Origin of the sequence: Ensifer aridi, from assembly GCF_002078505.1 — a bacterium.
GTDB classification, from domain to species: Bacteria; Pseudomonadota; Alphaproteobacteria; order Rhizobiales; family Rhizobiaceae; genus Sinorhizobium; species Sinorhizobium aridi.
This window is the reverse complement of record NZ_LUAV01000016.1, coordinates 21,354-38,668: the sequence shown is the minus strand read 5'-3', so window position 1 is coordinate 38,668 and position 17,315 is coordinate 21,354. Positions and strand designations below refer to the sequence as shown.

The window sequence follows — 17,315 nt, the reverse complement described above, 5'->3', positions numbered from 1 at the left end:
GCCGAATGTCTGAAAACACCAACGCCAAGCTTATCTATATGGCGAACCAGATTGCCACCTTCTTCCAGAGCCAGCCCGCGCAGGAGGCGGCGCAGGGGGTCGCGACGCACATCAACAAATATTGGGAGCGGCGCATGCGCCGTAAGCTGTTCGAGCATATCGAGGCCGGCGGGGAGGGGCTGAACCCGCTGGTGATCGAGGCGGCCGCGAAGATTCGGAAGCCGGAGGCGGCTTAGTCCAGCGATCGATTTGCTGCGTGAAAGGAACCCCTTGTATCTGCCGCTAAGCGGCAGATAAAAGGGGTTGGGGAGGGGCCTCTTTGACTATCCTGGCGTGTGGAATCGGCAGCTAAGCGGCAAGCTCTTCCGTCTCGCGTTCCTTGAACATGCGAGCGAGATTGAGGAAGCAGATCATGCCCGACTCGTTGGCGATGATGCCTTCCGCGAAGCTCTTGTCGAAGGAGGCGGTCACTTCCGGCACCGGCTGCACCTGGCTGCCTTGCACCGTCAATATGTCGGAGACGCGGTCGACGACGAGGCCGATGACCATGTTGTGGACCTCGGCGACGACGATTGCGCTGCGCTCGTTGGCGACGGTCGATTTCATGCCGAGCTTGTGGGCAAGGTCGATGATCGGGATCACCGTGCCGCGCAGGTTCATGACGCCGATGACCTCCGGCGGCGCGTGCGGGATCGGCGTTGACGGAGCCCAGCCGCGGATCTCGCGGATCGTCGTCGTCTTGACGCAAAATTCCTGGTCGTGGAGGCGGAACGCTATGATCTCGAGCGTCTCGCCGTCAAATGCGGCCGTCCTCAGCGTGCCTGTCATCGAAGGTCCTTCCAGCTTTCCGGTCGGGAGTGGTGATCCGCCGACGACATCCGGCGAAGCGCAAGCCGCATCATGCGCGGAAATCCCGCTTTGCGCTTTGGACGGCCAGTCTAGTCCGGATTCGTTAAGACTTGCTTTTGCGGCGTTTCGTCCGCTGCTGGGGACGAAAAGGGGCGCGGGAAAGCGGCCAAGCGGAAGCGAGCACCGTGGTCATCCACTGCCTCCGCTTGGCGTCTCTTCAACCGCGTCCACCGCGGCCGTCGCCCATTCTCAGGCGCTGCGGGTCGGGCGGTCAAGGATGCGGCGGCCGAAGAGGCTCGCCGTCAATTCCACCAGGATGCGTGCGCTCTTGCCGCGATCATCGAGGAACGGATTAAGCTCGACGACATCGAGCGAGGAGACGAGGCCGCTGTCGCAGAGCATCTCCATGATGAGGTGCGCTTCACGGAAGGTCGCGCCGCCCGGCACGGTAGTGCCGACGCCCGGAGCGATCTCCGGATCGATGAAATCCACGTCGAGGCTGACATGCAAAAGGCCGTTGGAGACGCGGACCTCGTCCAGGATCTTCCGCATGATCTGGGCCATGCCCATCTCATCGATCGCCCGCATGTCATAGACGTTGACGCCATGCTCGGCGATTTCCTCGCGTTCGCGCTCGTCGACCGAACGAATGCCGACCTGATAGACCCTCTTCGGGTCGACCAGCGGGCGATCCTTCGGGAGGACGGGCGCGAATTCCGCTTCACCACAGAAGAAGGCGACCGGCATGCCGTGCATGTTGCCGGAGGGCGAGGTCACCGGGGAATTGAAGTCCGCATGCGCATCGAGCCAGAGGACGAAAAGCGGCCGGCCAACCTCCTGAGCATAGCGCGCCATGCCGGAGACGCTGCCCATCGAAAGGGCGTGGTCGCCGCCAAGGATCAGGGGGAAATGCCCCCTGCGTGCTGTGTCGTGCACGGCGTCGTTGAGCGCACGGGCAAAGGCGGCGACGGTCTGCAGATTGTTGGCGCCCGGGTGATTGGCGAGGTCGCGGGCCGGCAGCGGGCGAATGTCACCATCGTCGTGAATCGTGTGGCCGAGCTCGGCGAGCACGGTGTCGATGCCAGCGATCCTGAGCGCCGCCGGCCCCATCGCGGCGCCGCGGCGGCCGGAACCCTCCTCTATGGGTGCACCGATCAACGTGATGCTCTTCATGTCCGCCTCTTCCTCTATTCGATTGCGTGAAGTCGAGCGAATTATCGGCAAAAAGCGTGACAGCAAAAAGATGGAAAACTGTCGATTGGAAGGCTATGATTTGCACATTGGCAATTTGCCTTTGACAAAGTGATCAGCATGGACGACCTCGATCAGGCGCTCATCAGCGCACTCCGGCAAAATTCCCGCATGCCCGTGTCGACGCTCTCGGCGATGACCGGCGTTTCGCGCGCGACGGTTGCCGCGCGTATCGACCGGCTGGTGGCGAACGGCACGATCGCGGCTTTCACGATCCGAACCGGGGCGGAAATCCCCGCCTCCGGCGTCCGCGCCGTCGTCATGATCGAGGTGCACGGCAAGATGGCCGATCGCGTCGCCGAGCAATTGCGCGGCTTGCCGCAGGTGCGGGCGCTGCACAGCACCAATGGCCGATGGGACTTCATCGCCGAGCTCGAGGACCGCGATCTCGCGAGCTTCGACGAGACCTTGCGACGGATCCGCCTGATCGACGGCATCACCGTTACCGAGACGAACATCCTGCTGAAGACCAGCAAGATGGCCGGCGCGCCGTAACAACTTTTCCGGGTTCGCGATCGGTTTGTTCTTGATTTGTTCCGGGCATCCTGTAAGATGCTCCACCTCAGCGAAAAAACACAGGCGTGAGGAAGGGCGCGGTCCGCTCGCACCCGTTCTCATTTGTTTGAACGATCACGGTCTTGATCCAGGGTTCCACTGACCCGAAATCATCGCGATCCAGGGAGGTTGCCATGGCCATTTATTCCGGCGGTCCGACAGTGCGGCAGATCTGCATAAAGCTGTTCGTCAGGCATGGGGACGAGGAGCGGGCAATCGCCTTTTATCGCGACGTTTTCGGCGCCGAGCTTCTCCAGCGCCATGAGTGGCGCGGTATCCTGACGAGCGCCGATCTCTCCATCGGCGACTCCGTCTTCCGCGTGGCCGGAGCCAACCCCCGCCGGGATGCCGAACCGAGGCTCGGCGGCCCGCGGTCGCCGCACGCGCTCGGCACGACTGCGGCGATCCTCGAGCTTCACGTCAATGACGTGGATCGCGTCATCGAACGGGCGATGGGCGCCGGCGCAAGCCTGCGCAATGCCGCCGAAACGCTGCCGACCGGAGATCGCGTCGGTGCGCTCATCGATCCTTTCGGCCACATCTGGGCGCTGTTCACGGCGCTTGACGAGAGCGAGACCTTGGATGCGTTCGGCGTCGACCGGAATGCCGCGTGACCGGCGAGCTTCGTGCTGAATCAAGCTCCCTCTCCCTGTCGGCTCTCGTGGCCCCTCGCGGGGAGGGGTCTTCCTCCCGAATTGCTCGCGCTTTTTCGCCCCCTTCAGAAAAACTCATCCAGCAGGCAATAGAAGGAGAGTTTCTCCTGATCGGCGCTCTGAAGACCATATTGGGCGAGGAAGGGCGACACCCATTCCTCTCCCACATTGTAGGCGATGCTGCGGCAGGCTAAGGCAATGTCCTGGTGGAGATCGGCGACGCCCAGTCGGCCGCAATCGATAAAGCCGGCGAATCGGCCGCCCGCCGCGATGATGTTGGGTAGACAGGCGTCGCCGTGAGCAACGACCAATCGCTCGTCTTTCGGCTTGAGCGATAGGACCTCGCCGAAGAGTTCACTCGCTGCCCTGCCTTCCCGCTCGTCGTCGAAATCGCTCTCGTCGACGAGGCCCGCCTCCATCCGCGCCCTTGCGGCAGCGATGCTCGTCTTCAGTCGACGGTCGAAAGGGCAGGCCGCCGGGTCGAGCTGATGCAGCCGGCGGAGGCCATCGGCGAGGATTGCTATGCGCTCGGCAGGCGGCAGCGGGGAAGAGGCAAGGTCGATACCCTCGACTGCTTGCAGCAAGAGCCAGCTCTGCCCTTCGTGATCCGCGCTGCCGAGAACCGTCGGACAAGGGATGCCCTGTCGGGCAAGCCATCGCAGGCGCGCCGCCTCGTCGTTCAGTTCCGAAAACCGTCCCGCCTTTTCATGTTTCAGGATCAGGCGAGGGCGATTGTCGGACTCGAGCAGCACCACGGTCGAGGCCGAGCGGCCAAGCGTATCCCGTTCGAAGCTGTAGCCTGACAACTGCAGACGGAAACCGGGTGGCAGATCGGTGTCTTGCACTTGCATCGCTTGGCTTAGCGCCTTGACCTTCTTCAGTGGCGAGAAACCTAGTATTCCCTCTCGAAGAAAATGCCGCCGGCGGCCGAGCCGTCGCCGGCCGCTTCGCCCTTCAGCTTCACGCCCCGGCCGACATCGAGATTGATGATTGCCTTGCTGGAGGCCGAATCGGAGCCTTGCTGCAATTCGAGATAGGTCCGGTCGTTGAGGTATTTGCCGGCGCGCAGTTGCGCGCCGCCGCTTTCGTCGGTCGTGATGTCCAGATCGTCGACGCCGAGCTTGTTGCGCAGGCCGTCGAGCAGCGAGGTGGAGCCGCCGCCGGCGAGCTGGCCGACCGCGGAGGCGAGCTGGGCGATCTGGAAGGCCGACAGGTTGTTGAGAGACCGGTTGAAGATCAACTGCGCCAGGATCTCGTCCTGCGGTAACGCCGGAGAGGAGGAGAAGGTTACCGTCGGATTGTTGGCAGGACCGGCGATGTTGACGGTGATCGTCGTCGAACCGGCGCTCGAGGTCGCGTCTAGGTCGAGCGTCGGGATGAGATCGCCGCCGAAGCCGATATGGCCTTCGGTGAAGGTCAGCCGCTTGCCGAGGATTTCGAGGCGCCCGCGCCGCATGTCGAAGTCGCCGGAAACGACCGGTTGAGCGGCCGTGCCGCGAATCGTCAGGTCGCCGCCAAGCTCGGCGTCGATGCCGCGGCCGCGCACGAAAAACTGTCCCGGCGAACGGACCGCGAGATCGAAGGCGATGACGCCGCGGGCCTCGACCCCTGCACCGGCCGAGGTGTCCCTGCGGAGGTCTCTTGCCATCCGCCGTACCTGGGGCGGGGCGTTCCTATGCTCGATGTCGATGGCCGAGAGCGAGGCCGGCAATCTTTCCGGAATGGTGATCGCCGCCCGGCGGATCGTCACCCGACCGCCCAGCACGGGCGTGGCGACGAGCTGACCTTTGAGCGTCAGGTCGCCGGCCAGATTTGCCGTAAACAATGTGCCGTCGACATAGGTGGCATTGTTGAGGCGAATCCTGAGATCCGCCGGGAAGCCGGACCCGGCGGCGATGCCGATCGTCCCGCTCGCCTCGATCGATCCGCCGGTCGCGAGATTGGCCGAGAGCCTCGAAATCCTCGCCTGACGTCCGTCGAGCGCGATATTGGCTGCAAGATTGTTCAGGGCGAGATTGCGCCGTACATCGACGAGCCGGCCGCCGCTGGTCGATACGGTACCGGTAATCTGCGGCGCCCGGGCCGACCCGGTGAGCGAGAGATCGACCCTGGCCGATCCGGTGAGTGTGAAGCCCTGTTCCGCCAAAGTATTGGCGAGGAGGCCGAAGGGCACGTCGCCGGCGAATTTCATCGACATCGGCATATTGCCGCCGATATCGACATGGCCGCCTCCCCGGAAGGAGAGATCGCCCGGACCCGATACCGTGACGTCGACGGTAACCCGGTTGTTGGCGTATCGGCCCTTCGCCGAGACCTCAAGCGCCGACACGCCGGCACCGCGCGCCGCCGCCACCGACGCGGCGTTCCATCTAAGATCGTAGTCGACGACCGGGGCAGCCGCGGTTCCACTCACTTCGACGGTACCGTTGATCGCGCCTTCAGCGCCGAGCGCCGGCGCGAAGGTGTTGATCAACGCGGCGGGCAGCGCGTTGAGCTTGGCCGAAATATCGAGCGAGGGGCCTGCGGTTCCGGTGACCGCGATTGCGCCTTTCGACGCTTGAATGGTCAGGTCGCCGAGACGCACGGCGCCGTTTTCGATGGCGACGACCGTCGGCTTGGCGAGCTTCAGCGGGAGCTTCCTCGGCGCCGCCGTGAAGGAGGCGAGGCGGATTTCCGTGCGGCCGCCTTGGCTCACCATGTCGCCCTTCGCCGCCAACGGGGCGCCGTCAAAGCGGCCATCGACCGCGAAGCCGGTCCGGCCGCCTTGCTGCTCGAAGGTGAGATTGACGTTGGAGACGCGATTTTGCCCCTGGGCGACGCTCTCCGCCCTGACGCTGCCTCGGATTGCCAGAGAGGCGATGTCGGCGATGCTAATGTCCGCGACCGGCCTGGCGATCGTCAGCGCGTCGCGTTTGATGCCGCTGCCGCTCGCCTTCAGCGTAACGGACGTGATCCCGTTTGCAGTGCGGACCGTCGCCGAGCCGGAAAGGTCGCCAGAGGCCCTCTGCCCGGCCAGCGCGGCGACCAGTCCGAGATCGGGCAGGTTGAAATCGATGGTGCCGTTCGGCTTGAGGTCCGCCGTCAGATCGAGCACGCCCGTCAGCCGGTTGTCGCCGACCTTCGCTTCGAGGGTGGGAATCGACGTGCGGCCGTCCTTGGAAACCACCTCCGCCCTGACGTCGATCGGCTGACCGTCGAGGCCGCCGCTCGCGGTGAGCTTCGCCTGCGGGCTGCCCGGGGTGACCGTTGCATCGGCCGTGATCGTGAGGTCCGTCAGCGAGCGGCCGGCAAGCATTGCGCCGCTGGAGGTCAGCTCTCCCTTGACGGCGAGAGCGTCCGGCGGACCGGAGATGTCGGCGTTGAAGGCAGCCTTTCCTTCCGCGTCGGCAAGCAGCTTGCCGAGCGCGGGCAGCGTGCCCTCGACATTGGCCGTCACCCGGCCTTCGGCGATGCCCGCCGAACCGCTGGCATTGACGGTCCCGGACCGGACCTCGAGAGTGCTCAGTCTGACGCTGCCGTCGCCGCCGGTCTTGATGTCGCCCGAGACGGTAACCGGCGTGTCGAACCTTGTTGCTAAGCCAGCCGGCAGCACGCGCGGTTCGGCCTGCAGCTCGAAGCTTGCCGTCGCGGTCTGCTCGGCGCGGGCGAGGCTGCCGGTGAGATTGCCGCGGAAGCCTGGGCTCTCGATCGCCGTCGGATCGAAACGGATCGCCGCTTCCGTGACAGTGACCGTGCCCTTCGCGGTCAGGTCCTGCGTGGCAATGCCGGCGGATCGCAGCGAGGACACGGATGCGCCGCTCCAGGCAAGATCGTATGCGACCACCGGCGCCTGCGTTTCTCCGTCGATATCGACAGTGCCGGCAACGGCGCCTTCCGCGCCGAGGGTCGGTGCCAGCGTATTGAGCAGCACGGCCGGCAGGCCGTTTATGCTCGCCGACAGGTCAAGCCGGTCGCCGGCGGTTCCAGAAACGGCTACTGTGCCCGTCGAGACCCGGATGGTCAGATCGTCGAGGCGAGCGATACCGTTTTCGACCGCGACCACCGTCGGCCCGGCGAGCTCGAGCGGCACGCGCCTGGGCGCGGCCGAGAAGGAGGCGAGGCGAACCTCGGTGCGGCCGGCATTGCTCGTCAGTTCGCCAGTCGCAGTCAGTGGCGCGCCGTCATAGAGGCTTTTCGCGGAAAAGTGGGTCTCTCCCGCCTGCTGGTCGAAAGCGACGTTGACATCCGATACGCGGTTTTCCCCTTGTGCGACGCTCTCCGCCCTGATCGCCCCGTTGATTGCGAGTTTCGCGATGTCCGCGATCGCGAGGTCGACCTCGGGCTTCGCGATTGCCAGCTCGCCACGGTGAATACTGCTGCCATTGGCTTTGATCACAGCCGACGTAACGCCGCTCACCGTCTGCAGCGTCGCCGAACCGGCAAGATCGCCAGAGGCCTGCTGACCGGCCATGGCAGCGATGAGGCCGAGGTCGGGCAGGGTGAAATCGATCTGTCCGTTAGGCTTGAAGTCAGTCGTCAGATCGAGCGTGCCCGTCAGGCGATTGTTGCCGATTTTCGCTTCGAGCGCCGGAATGGACGTGCGCCCATCTTCCGAGACCACGTCGGCGCGAACGTCGATCGCCTGCCCGTCGAGGGTGCCCGTGGCGGTGAGCCTTGCCTGCGGGTTGCCTGGTCTGACCGTCGCATCGGCGGTGACCGTCAGGTCCGTCAGTGAACGGCCGGCAAGGACGGCGCCGCCGGAGGTCAATTCCCCGTTGACGACGAGCGCGTCCAGCGGTCCGGAGATGCCGGCTTGGAAATCAACCTGGCCTTCCGCTTCGGCAAGCAGCTTGCCAAGATCCGGCATCGTGCCATTGACGTCGGCCGTCAGTTGCCCCTCGGCAAGTGTAGCCGAGCCCGTGGCGTCGAGGGTGCCAGATTTGACCTCGAGAGCGCTCAACTTCACGCTGCCATTGCCGCCGGTCTCGAGCTTGCCCGAGACCGCGACGGGCGTGTCGATTCTTGTTGCAAGCCCTCTTGGCAAGAGGCCGGGCTCGGCCTCAAATCTGAAATTCGCGGCGGCCGTCCCCTCAGCACGGGAGAGGCTGCCGGAGACGCTGCCGCGGAAGCCGGCGCTCGAGATCGCCATCGGATCGAAGCGGATCTCAGTCTCCGTGACGGCGACCGTGCCCCGCGCCGTCAGATCCTGCGCGGCAATGCCGGCAGATCGCAGCGACGACACGGATGCGCCGCGCCAAGCGAGACCGTATTCGATCAGCGGCGCCGCGGCTTCTCCGTCGACGTCGATCGTACCGTCGACGATGCCTTCGGCGCCGAGGGCCGGCGCGAAATTGTTGAGCAGCACGGCCGGGAGGTCGTTCAGGCTCGCCGCGAGGTCAAGCGTATCGCCGGCCGTACCGGAGACGGCAACGGTGCCCGTCGAAGCTCGTATGGCCAGGCCTTCGAGACGAGCGACACCGTTTTCGATTGCGATAACCGCAGGCTCGGCCAGCTCGAGCGGCAGGCGTCTGGGCGCCGCGGAGGCGGAGACAAGGCGGAGTTCGGTGCGCCCGGCGTTGCTCGTCAGCTCGCCTGTTGCCGTGAGCGGCGCGCCATCATAGAGGCCATCGGCAGAAAAGTTCGTCCTTCCCGCCTGCTGGTCGAAAGCGAGTTTGACATCCGATATGCGGTTAGCCCCCTGCGAAAGGCTCTCGGCCCGGATTGCCCCCCGAACCGCCGGGTTGGCGACATCGGCTATGTCGACGTCGATCTCCGGTCTGGCAGCCGCCAGTGCCCCGCGCTGAATGCCGCCGCCATTGGCCTTGATCGCAACCGACGTGATCCCGTCAGCAGTCTGCACCGTCGCAGTCCCGGCAAGATCACCCGATGCCTGCTCACCAGCCATGGCGGTGAGAAGCCCGAGCTCGGGCAGCCTGAAATTGATTCGGCCGTTCGGCCTGAAGTCGGCCGTCAGCTCGATCGCGCCGGTAAGGGTATTGCCGCCGATTTTTGCTTCGAGTGCGGGAACGGAGGTGCGGCCATCCTTCGAGACGACGTCGGCGCGCATGTCGATCGCCTGGCCGTTGAGCGCGCCGGTGGCGGTGAGCTTCGCTTCGGGGCTGTCGGGTGTCGCGGTCGCGTAGGCACCGATCTTGAGATCGCTCAATGTTCGTCCTGCCAGCGTCACGCTGCTCGAGCTGATATCCGCCTTGACGCCAAGCTTGTTGACAGGACCGGACGCGGTCGTATGGAAAGCCACGGCGCCCCTGGCTTCGTCCACCAACCTTCCAATTTCCGGGATTGTGCCTTGGATGTCGGCGGTGAGCGTCTCGCCTGAAAGGGCAAGCGAGCCGGAGGCTTGGACGGTCTCCGACTTGATGTCGAGACCGCTGAGCCGAACGGTGCCGTCCTCTTCCGTCGCGACATTGCCGGAGAGCTCGATTGTCTTGTCGAATTTATCCGCAAGCGGGGGCGGCAACACGTCCGGAACGGCGAAGAGCTTGAATGCCGCCTCGAGCGATGCGTCGGTGCGATCAAGATTGCCGGTGATCGAGCCGCCAATGCTGGCGCTCTCGATGGTCAGCGGATCGAAACGAATGTCGTCCGGCGCGACGGTCATCGTGCCGTCGAGCTTCATCGGAGCTCGTATTGCCCGCTGAAGGTCGGCGCTCGCAAACCGGGTATCTCCTATGTCCACGGTGGTCTTCAGTGGTCCGGACCGCGTTTCCAGATTGAAGGCGTCGCTTTGCGCCGAGAGCCGAATGGCGGTGAGGTTCCCCTGCGGCAGTGAAACCGAGGGTACGTCGGCGGCTATGTCGACAATCGCCGACTGCCCGTCGCCGATGAGCGACAGGTTCGCTGCGTTGATGCGTGCCTGTAGTTCGCCGTTCTTCAGCGGCCAGCGGAAATCGAAGGGCCCGCTCGTGCCGGTGACGCTTGCCTGAAGGTTGTTTTCGCCACGACTGTCGACGGTTCCCGAGGCGTTCAGGGTCAGGGCACCGGTCGAAAGCTTGCCGGCGTCGATCCGGATCCTGCTCTTGCCGTCGAAGGCGGCGGTGAGATCGATGCTGGTCGTTCCCTCGAAAAGCGGCTTGAAAGCGGCCGGCATCAGGGCTGCAAGGGCGCCGCCGCCAGAAACGGCGAGATTGTGCATGCCGTCCTGCGCCAATACATGCCGTCCATCGAGCCTCAGGATCTCGCCGCCGTCGAGCGAGGCCGTGCCCGACCCCGTCCAGTCGGAAAGCGGGCCATCACCCGATAGCGTTATGTTCACTGCGGGCTCGCCGGGCAGGCGCATGAGCTTCGCCAGAAGTCCGCCCGTCGGTTCAGAGACTTGCGCGTCGAGTTTCAACTGGTTGCCGGCCGGATTGAAGACGAGGTCGGCGACGGCCCGCGCGTCCGGCCGATCGCGTTCGGCGGCGTCAACCGCGAGCGCAATGCTGGAATTCGTGGCGTTGACTTTACCCTTCGCTGTCAGAAAGTGATCCTGCCCGGCGATCTGTTTGCCGATCATGATCTCACTGACATCGAAGGCATCGATCTTGAGGTCGACCGGGAGCGCTAAGGTCGAGCGCACTTCCTTAGTCTCTGTCGAGGGAATTGGCAGCCGCTCCAGACGGACCGAACCTGCCGAAACCTTGCTGGCGTCGAAGCGCAGCGAAAGGAGCTCCGCCGGCGACCAATCCACCGAAAGGTCGCGGACCTCCGCATAAATTCCTTCGCCGTCGAAGAGAGTGACGGTTCCGGCGGTGAAGTCGCCGGTCAGCAGGGGCCCCGGATCCTGGATGCGGACGATCTGATCGGGAGTCCCGGCATATTTCTCGATAGCCCAGGCGACGACACGCGCTCCGGGCACGGTGAAGCCGAGGAACGCGACAAGCAAGAGCAGCGCGACCAGCACGGTGCCGAGAACGGCGAAGAAATAGCGCAGCGCGGATCGAAGAGTGCCGATGACCTGATTCATGTCCTATCCATAGACCATGTTGCGCCGCTCTGGAATCGTCAGGACGGAAACGCATCACCCCGTGGGGCCGGCTTCATCTATTCTACCACGGCGTCGCGACCTTGATCAGAAGGACTGCCCGATGCCGGCATAGATGCCGTAGTCGGTGCCTCCCGGGTATTTGTTGAGCGGCACGGCGAAGTCGAGCCGAATCGGTCCAAAGGGCGTTGCATAGCGCAGGCCGATGCCGGCACCGGCGCGGATATCCGAGAAATCGGGTGTCGTGCTCTCCGAAACGCTGCCGGCGTCGATGAAGGGCACGATGCCGATCGTGTCGGTAACCGCGATGCGGGCCTCGAGCGTGCCGTTCACATAGGAACGGCCGCCCGTCAGCTCGTTGTCGGCGTTGCGTGGGCTTATTTCCTGGAAGGAATAACCGCGAACCGTTCCGCCGCCGCCGAGAAAGAAGCGCCTCGTCGCCGGTATGTCGGAAAGCTCGTCGCCGCCGACGAGAACACCGGCGCCGAGCTTCCCGGCCAGTACGAAACGGTTCTCTTCTCCCGGCGAGTAGTAGGCCGATGCGGAGGCCTCGAACGAACTGAAGAAGGTCTGCCCCTCGATTTCGTAGCTCGGCTTGGCGTTGATCAGCGCCCGGTAGCCCTCCGTCGCATTCAGCTTGTCGTCGCGTGTGTCGCGGACATATTCGAACGGGAGGGCGGCGGTGACATAGGAGTTCGAGCCGAAGGCATCATCGATATCCGCCCAGCCGAGTTCCACGCCGGCCGAAATCGTGTCCGTCGGCGAAAGCTCGAAGCTCGCGCCCGCCGCCGCGGTAATGGTCTTGGCACTATAAGCGTCCGGATCGAGGAGGCTTGCCTTGACGCTGGCGGTGAAGGTCGACGCCGGTCCGAAGGCCCCGGGTTTCGCGAACAGGATGCCGGCCGAATAGTCGAGGCTGCCGACGTCCGTGGTCTCGCCGATGCGGTCGACCGAACCTTCGATCCGGAGCGACTCGGCGCGGCCGAAGAGATTGCGGTGGCCCCAATAGCCCTGCACGCCGAGACCTTCGGTCGTCGAGACCTGGCCGCCGAAGCCGAAATAGCGGTGCTTGCCTTCGGACACGTGGATATTCATCGGGAGGGTGCCGTCGGGGGCGAGCGTGTCGGCTTCGTTGATGGTGACGCTCGAAAAGACGTTCAACTGACGCAGGCGCTCGGCAGCCTTGCGGATGTTTTCCGGCGAATAGCGGCGGCCGTGGTTGAGACGGGAATAGTCCCGGACGAAATCGGGATCCACAGTCCTGGTGCCCGTGACGGTAAGGTCGCCGACGGGTGCGACCGGCCCCGCGTCGGCGCTGATCGTGACGTCGACAGTGGAGGTGGCGTGGTCGGCGACGACGCTGCGCTCCGTGAGTTTCGCCAGCGGCCGGCTTTGCTCTTTCAGGTCGTTCACGATCCGCTCGCCCGCCCTGATGATCAGCGTCGAATCGGCACGGGCGCCGCGCCTGAGTTCGTAAGTCGCCGGGTCGAGGCCGGCGGCGTCGCCTTCGAACCTCACCGAATCGAGCGTGAATACCGGCCCCGGCGTGACGCGGACAGTGACAGGAACGGCCTGGCCGTCCGGGAAGGATGGATCGGGCGGCAGGCTATCGATATCCTGCCCGTTGATGAGGATGCTGATCGAGCCGCCGTAGCGCGCTCTTTCATAGAGGACCGCGAGAAGGCGGTCGCGGTCGTCGCGCGCCTTGATGGCCAGCCCGAGATCGCCGGAAACAGGCTCCTCCTGATCCTGAAAGAGCTGCGACCCGTTTTCGAGCGCCTCGCGAAGCTCCTCGTCGTCGGTGCCCGCGTCGAAGGTGAGCGCATAGCGGACCGGATCAATGACCTGCACTTCCTCCTCGGGACCTTCGAAGAAGCGCATGCCGAAGATCCTGATCGCATGCGCATTACCCGCAGCAATCGGACCGAGCGCCGTCGAGGCCGCAAGGGCAAATACCGTCGCAGCCTTCCAATGCGCGATACTCCATCGTGGTGGAGACATTCCTCCCCGCATCCCGTTCCAGGCGACTCTTTACTTACTGCCTGCATATGCGGCATCGGCCACCATAGCAGGGCATGGTTTTCCATGTGTTAACGGTGAAGGCCCATCTGTTCCACCCTGGAAAGCGAGATTCGGCGACGTTTTTCGGCAAAAAGGACTCGTTATGTTGTGTGACAGGCACAAGAGCCGATGCCGTTCGGCGGCTTGCGAGACCGCAGCGAACCTATCAAGAGGCCTTTGAATGAGGCAAAAGGTCAGGGAAGAGCCAGCTCTTGAGTGGCGTCGGATCGAGCGACTTTCGGATTGCTGGCACCGGCGATTTCGAGGGAACCGATGATCGCCGCCAGGACCGGCACGAAAATGCAAAGCCGCAGCAGCAGCCGGCGCATTTCCAAGGGATCGAAGTTTTGCCATTTTTCATGGCCGCGGGCAAAAGCCTGCTTTGCCAGTGCGACATCAACAATATTCATGACCGTCACTCCGTATCTGTAACGACGGTCTTTGGTCGAACACGGCTGACCAAGTTCGACAGGCGGCACGAAAACTCCAAAAAAATTCTCACCGCCTGTCGAAATGTGCTTCTTCTGTTCGTCAACCGGGCATCGAAACACGGGAGCACTCATCATGAAGTATCTCTGTCTGGTCTGGTGCGAGGAAGGGAAGTTCGAGGCATTGTCCAATGAGGAGAGGGAACAACTCGATCGCGACTCCATGGGTTATGACCAGGAACTGGCCAGAAGCGGACATATGATTGCTACGGAAGCGCTGCAGTCGCCCGCGAACTCCGTTGTCGTACGCGTGCGCCACTCGGAGATTTCCGTGACGGACGGCCCCTTCGCCGAAGCCAAGGAACAGCTCGCCGGCTTCATCCTGATCGAAGCGAGGGATTTGAACGAGGCGATCCGCGTTGCGGCTGGGATTCCGCTCGCAAAGCTCGGCAGCATAGAGGTGCGGCCGGTTCACAATTTCGGTTGAGGCTCAAGGAGGAACCTATGCATTATCTCTGCCAATTCTGGTTTGAAACGGGCGGAAAGGAACTATCGAAGGAAGAAGGGGAAAAGCTCACGGAAGAGTGCCGCAGCTATGACGAAGGCCTCACCAAAAGCGGCCATCTGCTGCTCGCTCAGGCCCTTCGGCCTCCGGCAACTGCAAAGACAGTCCGCATGAGCGACGGAAAAATTTCGGTCACCGACGGGCCCTTCGCCGAGATCAAGGAACACCTCGGCGGTATCATCCTCATCGAAGCCGAGAACATGGACGAGGCGCTTCGCATCGCAAGTCGTTCGCCGCTAGCCAGGATCGCCGCCATAGAAGTGCGCCCGGCCTATTCGATCAACGAGGCGTGATATCGCGTGTTATCGGAGGTGGAAGGCATGCCGACACGGCTGAGGTGACGTCTTGCAGAAGCTGATCGACGACATCTACCGCTCTCATTCGCGCAGGGTTCTTGCAACGCTCATCCGCCTGCTCGGCGATTTCGACCGGGCGGAGGAGGCGCTGCACGAGGCCTTCGCCGAAGCGGCGCGGAAGTGGCCAAAGAACGGGGTTCCGGAGAACCCAATGGCCTGGCTGGTGTCGACGGGACGCTTCCGTACCATCGACCAGCTGAGAAGGCGGTCGCGCTTCGACGCGTCGCTGAAGGATATCGAAGACAGCCTCTACCCGGCCAAAGAAGCGGAGATCGGCGATATGGATCTCATAGAAGACGATGTGCTCCGCCTGATCTTTACCTGCTGCCATCCCCTCATTCCGGCGGATGCGCAGATCGCCATGTCACTCAGGGAAATATGCGGGCTGACGACAGAGGAGATCGCGCACGCTTTCCTTATTCCTCCGCCGACAGTCGCGCAGCGGATCGTGCGCGCCAAGAACCGCATCCGCTCTGCCGGAATTCCCTACGAGGTGCCGGACAAGGACCAGTTGCCGGATCGCCTGCAGCGGGTACTACACGTGATCTATCTGGTCTTCAACGAGGGGTACTCGGCTTCCTCGGGAACGGATATCGTCAGGGCGGATTTGACGGCGGAGGCCATTCGGCTCTGCCGCACACTGCTTGCCCTTCTGCCGGACCCCGGGGCTTCAGGGCTGCTTGCGTTGATGCTGCTGCAGGACTCGCGGCGCGCGGCGAGGCGGAGCGCTACGGGCGAGATCATCTTGCTTGCCGATCAGGACCGCGCGCTGTGGGACCGTGAGATGATAAGGGAGGGGCTGGCTCTGATCGATGCGGCGACCGAGGGTGGGGCGGTCGGCTACTATGGCCTGCAGGCGGCAATCGCCGCCGAACATGCGCGGAAGCGCAAGGCGGATGAAACCGATTGGCACCGCATCGTCCGGCTTTACGACCTGCTTCTTGGCGCCCGCCCCTCGCCCATTATCGAACTGAACAGGGCGGTGGCCGTTGCCATGTGCGAGGGACCTGCGGCCGGGCTTGCGATCGTAGACGCGATCCTCTCCAGGGGAGAGCTGCGGGATTATCATCTGGCGCACGCGGCCCGCGCCGATTTCCTGCGCCAGCTCAAGCGTTTCCCCGATGCTCGCCTCGCCTATGAAAACGCCCTCGGACTTTGCCGCCAGGAACCGGAAAAGGCATTTATCCGCAAGAGGATCGCCGAGCTTCCCGAGTGACACGCAGCCTACTGCATGTTTCCTTAAATGGTAGCCGATTTAAGGACAAAAACATGCAGCATTCAAAGTGCTACAGCGTCCTTTGTGCGTCTGAAAAGACGCACGGCGCTGTAGAAAGCGCGGCGGCAGCCGCCGAATACCATAAAAAAGCCCCGGATAGCTCCGGGGCCGATGTTCGCGAACTGCCGCAGCAATCAGCAGGCGTCGATGTAGCGACGGCCGTAGCGATCGCGGTAGTAGCACTGGCCCGGCTGCTCGGTGGCACGGCCGATCAGCGCGCCGGAAACACCACCGATGGCCCCGCCGATGGCCGCGCCGCGCACGTCGTTCGTGATGGCGCCGCCGATGACCGCGCCCGATGCAGCGCCGATGCCGGCACCCTTTTCCGTCTGCGTGCAGCTTGCGACCGACAAGGCGACCAGCACAAGTGCGATGGCTTTCTTCATATTGTCCTCTCCGATTTCAACGGATTCAGCTTGTCGCCTCGTCCGTCTTTAGGGTGAATGGAAGGGCGACGCGACCGTCGCTCTCCACTTGAACTTGCAATCCGGAAGATACCCCGCCGCCGTGTAAAGTCCACGGGGGGGGCAAATCATTCCCGCCGCAAGATAATGCGCTCTTTCCTGAACAGAAGATGAAGGCGCTGTCGCCGCTGTTACAGACGGCCCTGGATTTTTTTGCCATTCGGCAGCCGAGACGGTTGCGACATTCGGAAAAAAAACAAATGATACAACGTCGCCGATCGGTCCGGGAGGAGCGGACCGCTGGCAGAGGGCATTGATATCAGTGACGCGTACTTCCAGTCGCGTGAACATATCACCCGACTTGAAGCCGCGCTCGAAATGGCACTGACCGACCCCGGAGGAGCGAAATGGCGAAAATAACAATGACGGTCAACGGCCGCCAGGTGAGCGGCCTGTGCGATGACCGCACGCTGCTGGTGCACTTTATCCGCGAAAATCTTGGCCTGACTGGGACGCATGTCGGCTGCGACACGACCCAGTGCGGCGCCTGTGTCGTCGATATGGACGGACAGTCGGTGAAAAGCTGTTCCATCCTCGCCGTCCAGGCGGCAGGGTCGTCGATCACGACCATCGAGGGGCTTTCGGCCAACGGCGAGCTTCACCCGGTCCAGGCGGCCTTCAAGGCCCATCATGGGCTGCAATGCGGCTTCTGCACCCCCGGCATGGTGATGACCGCGGTCGACATGATCCGCCGTCACGGCAGCAATCTCGACGAGGCGACCGTGCGCGCCGAACTCGAGGGCAATATCTGCCGCTGCACCGGGTATCACAACATCGTCCAGGCGATTCTGGCCGCCGCGGCCGAGATGGGCGGCGCCCGCCACGCGGCGGAGTGACGGAAGCCGGATTCTACTGCATGTTTCCTTAAATCGTACCCGATTTAAGGATAAAAACATG

14 protein-coding genes are annotated in these 17,315 nt (G+C 63.5%); 7 read left to right on the top strand and 7 right to left on the bottom strand.

Annotated elements, in window-relative coordinates; translation table 11 throughout:
* Positions 1 to 5 precede the first annotated feature (5 nt).
* Positions 6 to 236, top strand: coding sequence for a formate dehydrogenase subunit delta (locus AYK65_RS15415; protein WP_026615554.1), 231 nt, complete (start codon positions 6 to 8; stop codon positions 234 to 236).
* Between the two features lie 112 nt (positions 237 to 348).
* On the opposite strand, the gene AYK65_RS15410 is transcribed toward AYK65_RS15415, so the two are convergent.
* The gene (locus AYK65_RS15410) at positions 349 to 828 is read right to left on the bottom strand and encodes a chemotaxis protein CheW (protein WP_026615555.1); all 480 of its coding nucleotides are present in this window, start codon (positions 826 to 828) and stop codon (positions 349 to 351) included.
* 270 nt (positions 829 to 1,098) lie between these two features.
* On the bottom strand, positions 1,099 to 2,022 hold the full coding sequence (gene rocF / locus AYK65_RS15405) for an arginase (protein ID WP_046120502.1): 924 nt from the start codon (positions 2,020 to 2,022) through the stop codon (positions 1,099 to 1,101).
* Positions 2,023 to 2,160: 138 nt separating this feature from the next.
* On the opposite strand from rocF, the gene AYK65_RS15400 reads away from it, so the two are divergent.
* Together AYK65_RS15400 and AYK65_RS15395 are read left to right on the top strand one after the other, a co-directional pair.
* Positions 2,161 to 2,595, top strand: a complete 435-nt coding sequence (locus AYK65_RS15400) for an Lrp/AsnC family transcriptional regulator (RefSeq protein WP_026615557.1) — start codon at positions 2,161 to 2,163, stop codon at positions 2,593 to 2,595.
* Between the two features lie 194 nt (positions 2,596 to 2,789).
* Positions 2,790 to 3,269 (top strand): VOC family protein, encoded by a 480-nt coding sequence (locus AYK65_RS15395; RefSeq protein WP_026615558.1) that lies wholly within the window; start codon positions 2,790 to 2,792, stop codon positions 3,267 to 3,269.
* Between the two features lie 104 nt (positions 3,270 to 3,373).
* Here AYK65_RS15395 and AYK65_RS15390 read toward each other — a convergent pair whose 3' ends face one another.
* The 4 genes from AYK65_RS15390 to AYK65_RS31705 all read right to left on the bottom strand — a co-directional run bounded on the left by AYK65_RS15390 (position 3,374) and on the right by AYK65_RS31705 (position 13,895).
* Positions 3,374 to 4,159 (bottom strand): APH(3')-II family aminoglycoside O-phosphotransferase, encoded by a 786-nt coding sequence (locus AYK65_RS15390; protein ID WP_046120501.1) that lies wholly within the window; start codon positions 4,157 to 4,159, stop codon positions 3,374 to 3,376.
* Between the two features lie 41 nt (positions 4,160 to 4,200).
* Positions 4,201 to 11,250: a translocation/assembly module TamB domain-containing protein gene (locus AYK65_RS15385; RefSeq protein WP_139793192.1), complete on the bottom strand. Its 7,050-nt coding sequence runs from the start codon at positions 11,248 to 11,250 to the stop codon at positions 4,201 to 4,203.
* A gap of 105 nt (positions 11,251 to 11,355) precedes the next feature.
* Positions 11,356 to 13,269, bottom strand: coding sequence for an autotransporter assembly complex protein TamA (locus AYK65_RS15380; protein WP_026615560.1), 1,914 nt, complete (start codon positions 13,267 to 13,269; stop codon positions 11,356 to 11,358).
* Between the two features lie 254 nt (positions 13,270 to 13,523).
* Entirely contained in the window at positions 13,524 to 13,895 is a 372-nt protein-coding gene (locus AYK65_RS31705; RefSeq protein WP_139793191.1) for a hypothetical protein, read from the bottom strand.
* On the opposite strand from AYK65_RS31705, the gene AYK65_RS15370 reads away from it, so the two are divergent.
* From AYK65_RS15370 to AYK65_RS15360, 3 genes are read left to right on the top strand one after another with little or no spacing between them, the layout of a single operon-like run.
* The gene (locus AYK65_RS15370; RefSeq protein ID WP_046120498.1) at positions 13,894 to 14,244 is read left to right on the top strand and encodes a YciI family protein; all 351 of its coding nucleotides are present in this window, start codon (positions 13,894 to 13,896) and stop codon (positions 14,242 to 14,244) included. The two genes, AYK65_RS31705 and AYK65_RS15370, sit on opposite strands and share 2 nt — an antisense overlap.
* 17 nt (positions 14,245 to 14,261) lie before the next feature.
* Complete coding sequence (locus AYK65_RS15365; protein WP_046120497.1) at positions 14,262 to 14,615, top strand: YciI family protein; 354 nt, start codon at positions 14,262 to 14,264, stop codon at positions 14,613 to 14,615.
* A 52-nt stretch (positions 14,616 to 14,667) separates the two neighbouring features.
* Positions 14,668 to 15,894, top strand: a complete 1,227-nt coding sequence (locus AYK65_RS15360; RefSeq protein ID WP_046120496.1) for an RNA polymerase sigma factor — start codon at positions 14,668 to 14,670, stop codon at positions 15,892 to 15,894.
* 194 nt (positions 15,895 to 16,088) lie between these two features.
* Here AYK65_RS15360 and AYK65_RS15355 read toward each other — a convergent pair whose 3' ends face one another.
* On the bottom strand, positions 16,089 to 16,340 hold the full coding sequence (locus tag AYK65_RS15355) for a YMGG-like glycine zipper-containing protein (RefSeq protein ID WP_046120495.1): 252 nt from the start codon (positions 16,338 to 16,340) through the stop codon (positions 16,089 to 16,091).
* A gap of 425 nt (positions 16,341 to 16,765) precedes the next feature.
* On the opposite strand from AYK65_RS15355, the gene AYK65_RS15350 reads away from it, so the two are divergent.
* Positions 16,766 to 17,254, top strand: a complete 489-nt coding sequence (locus AYK65_RS15350; RefSeq protein WP_026615566.1) for a (2Fe-2S)-binding protein — start codon at positions 16,766 to 16,768, stop codon at positions 17,252 to 17,254.
* Positions 17,255 to 17,315: the final 61 nt, after the last annotated feature.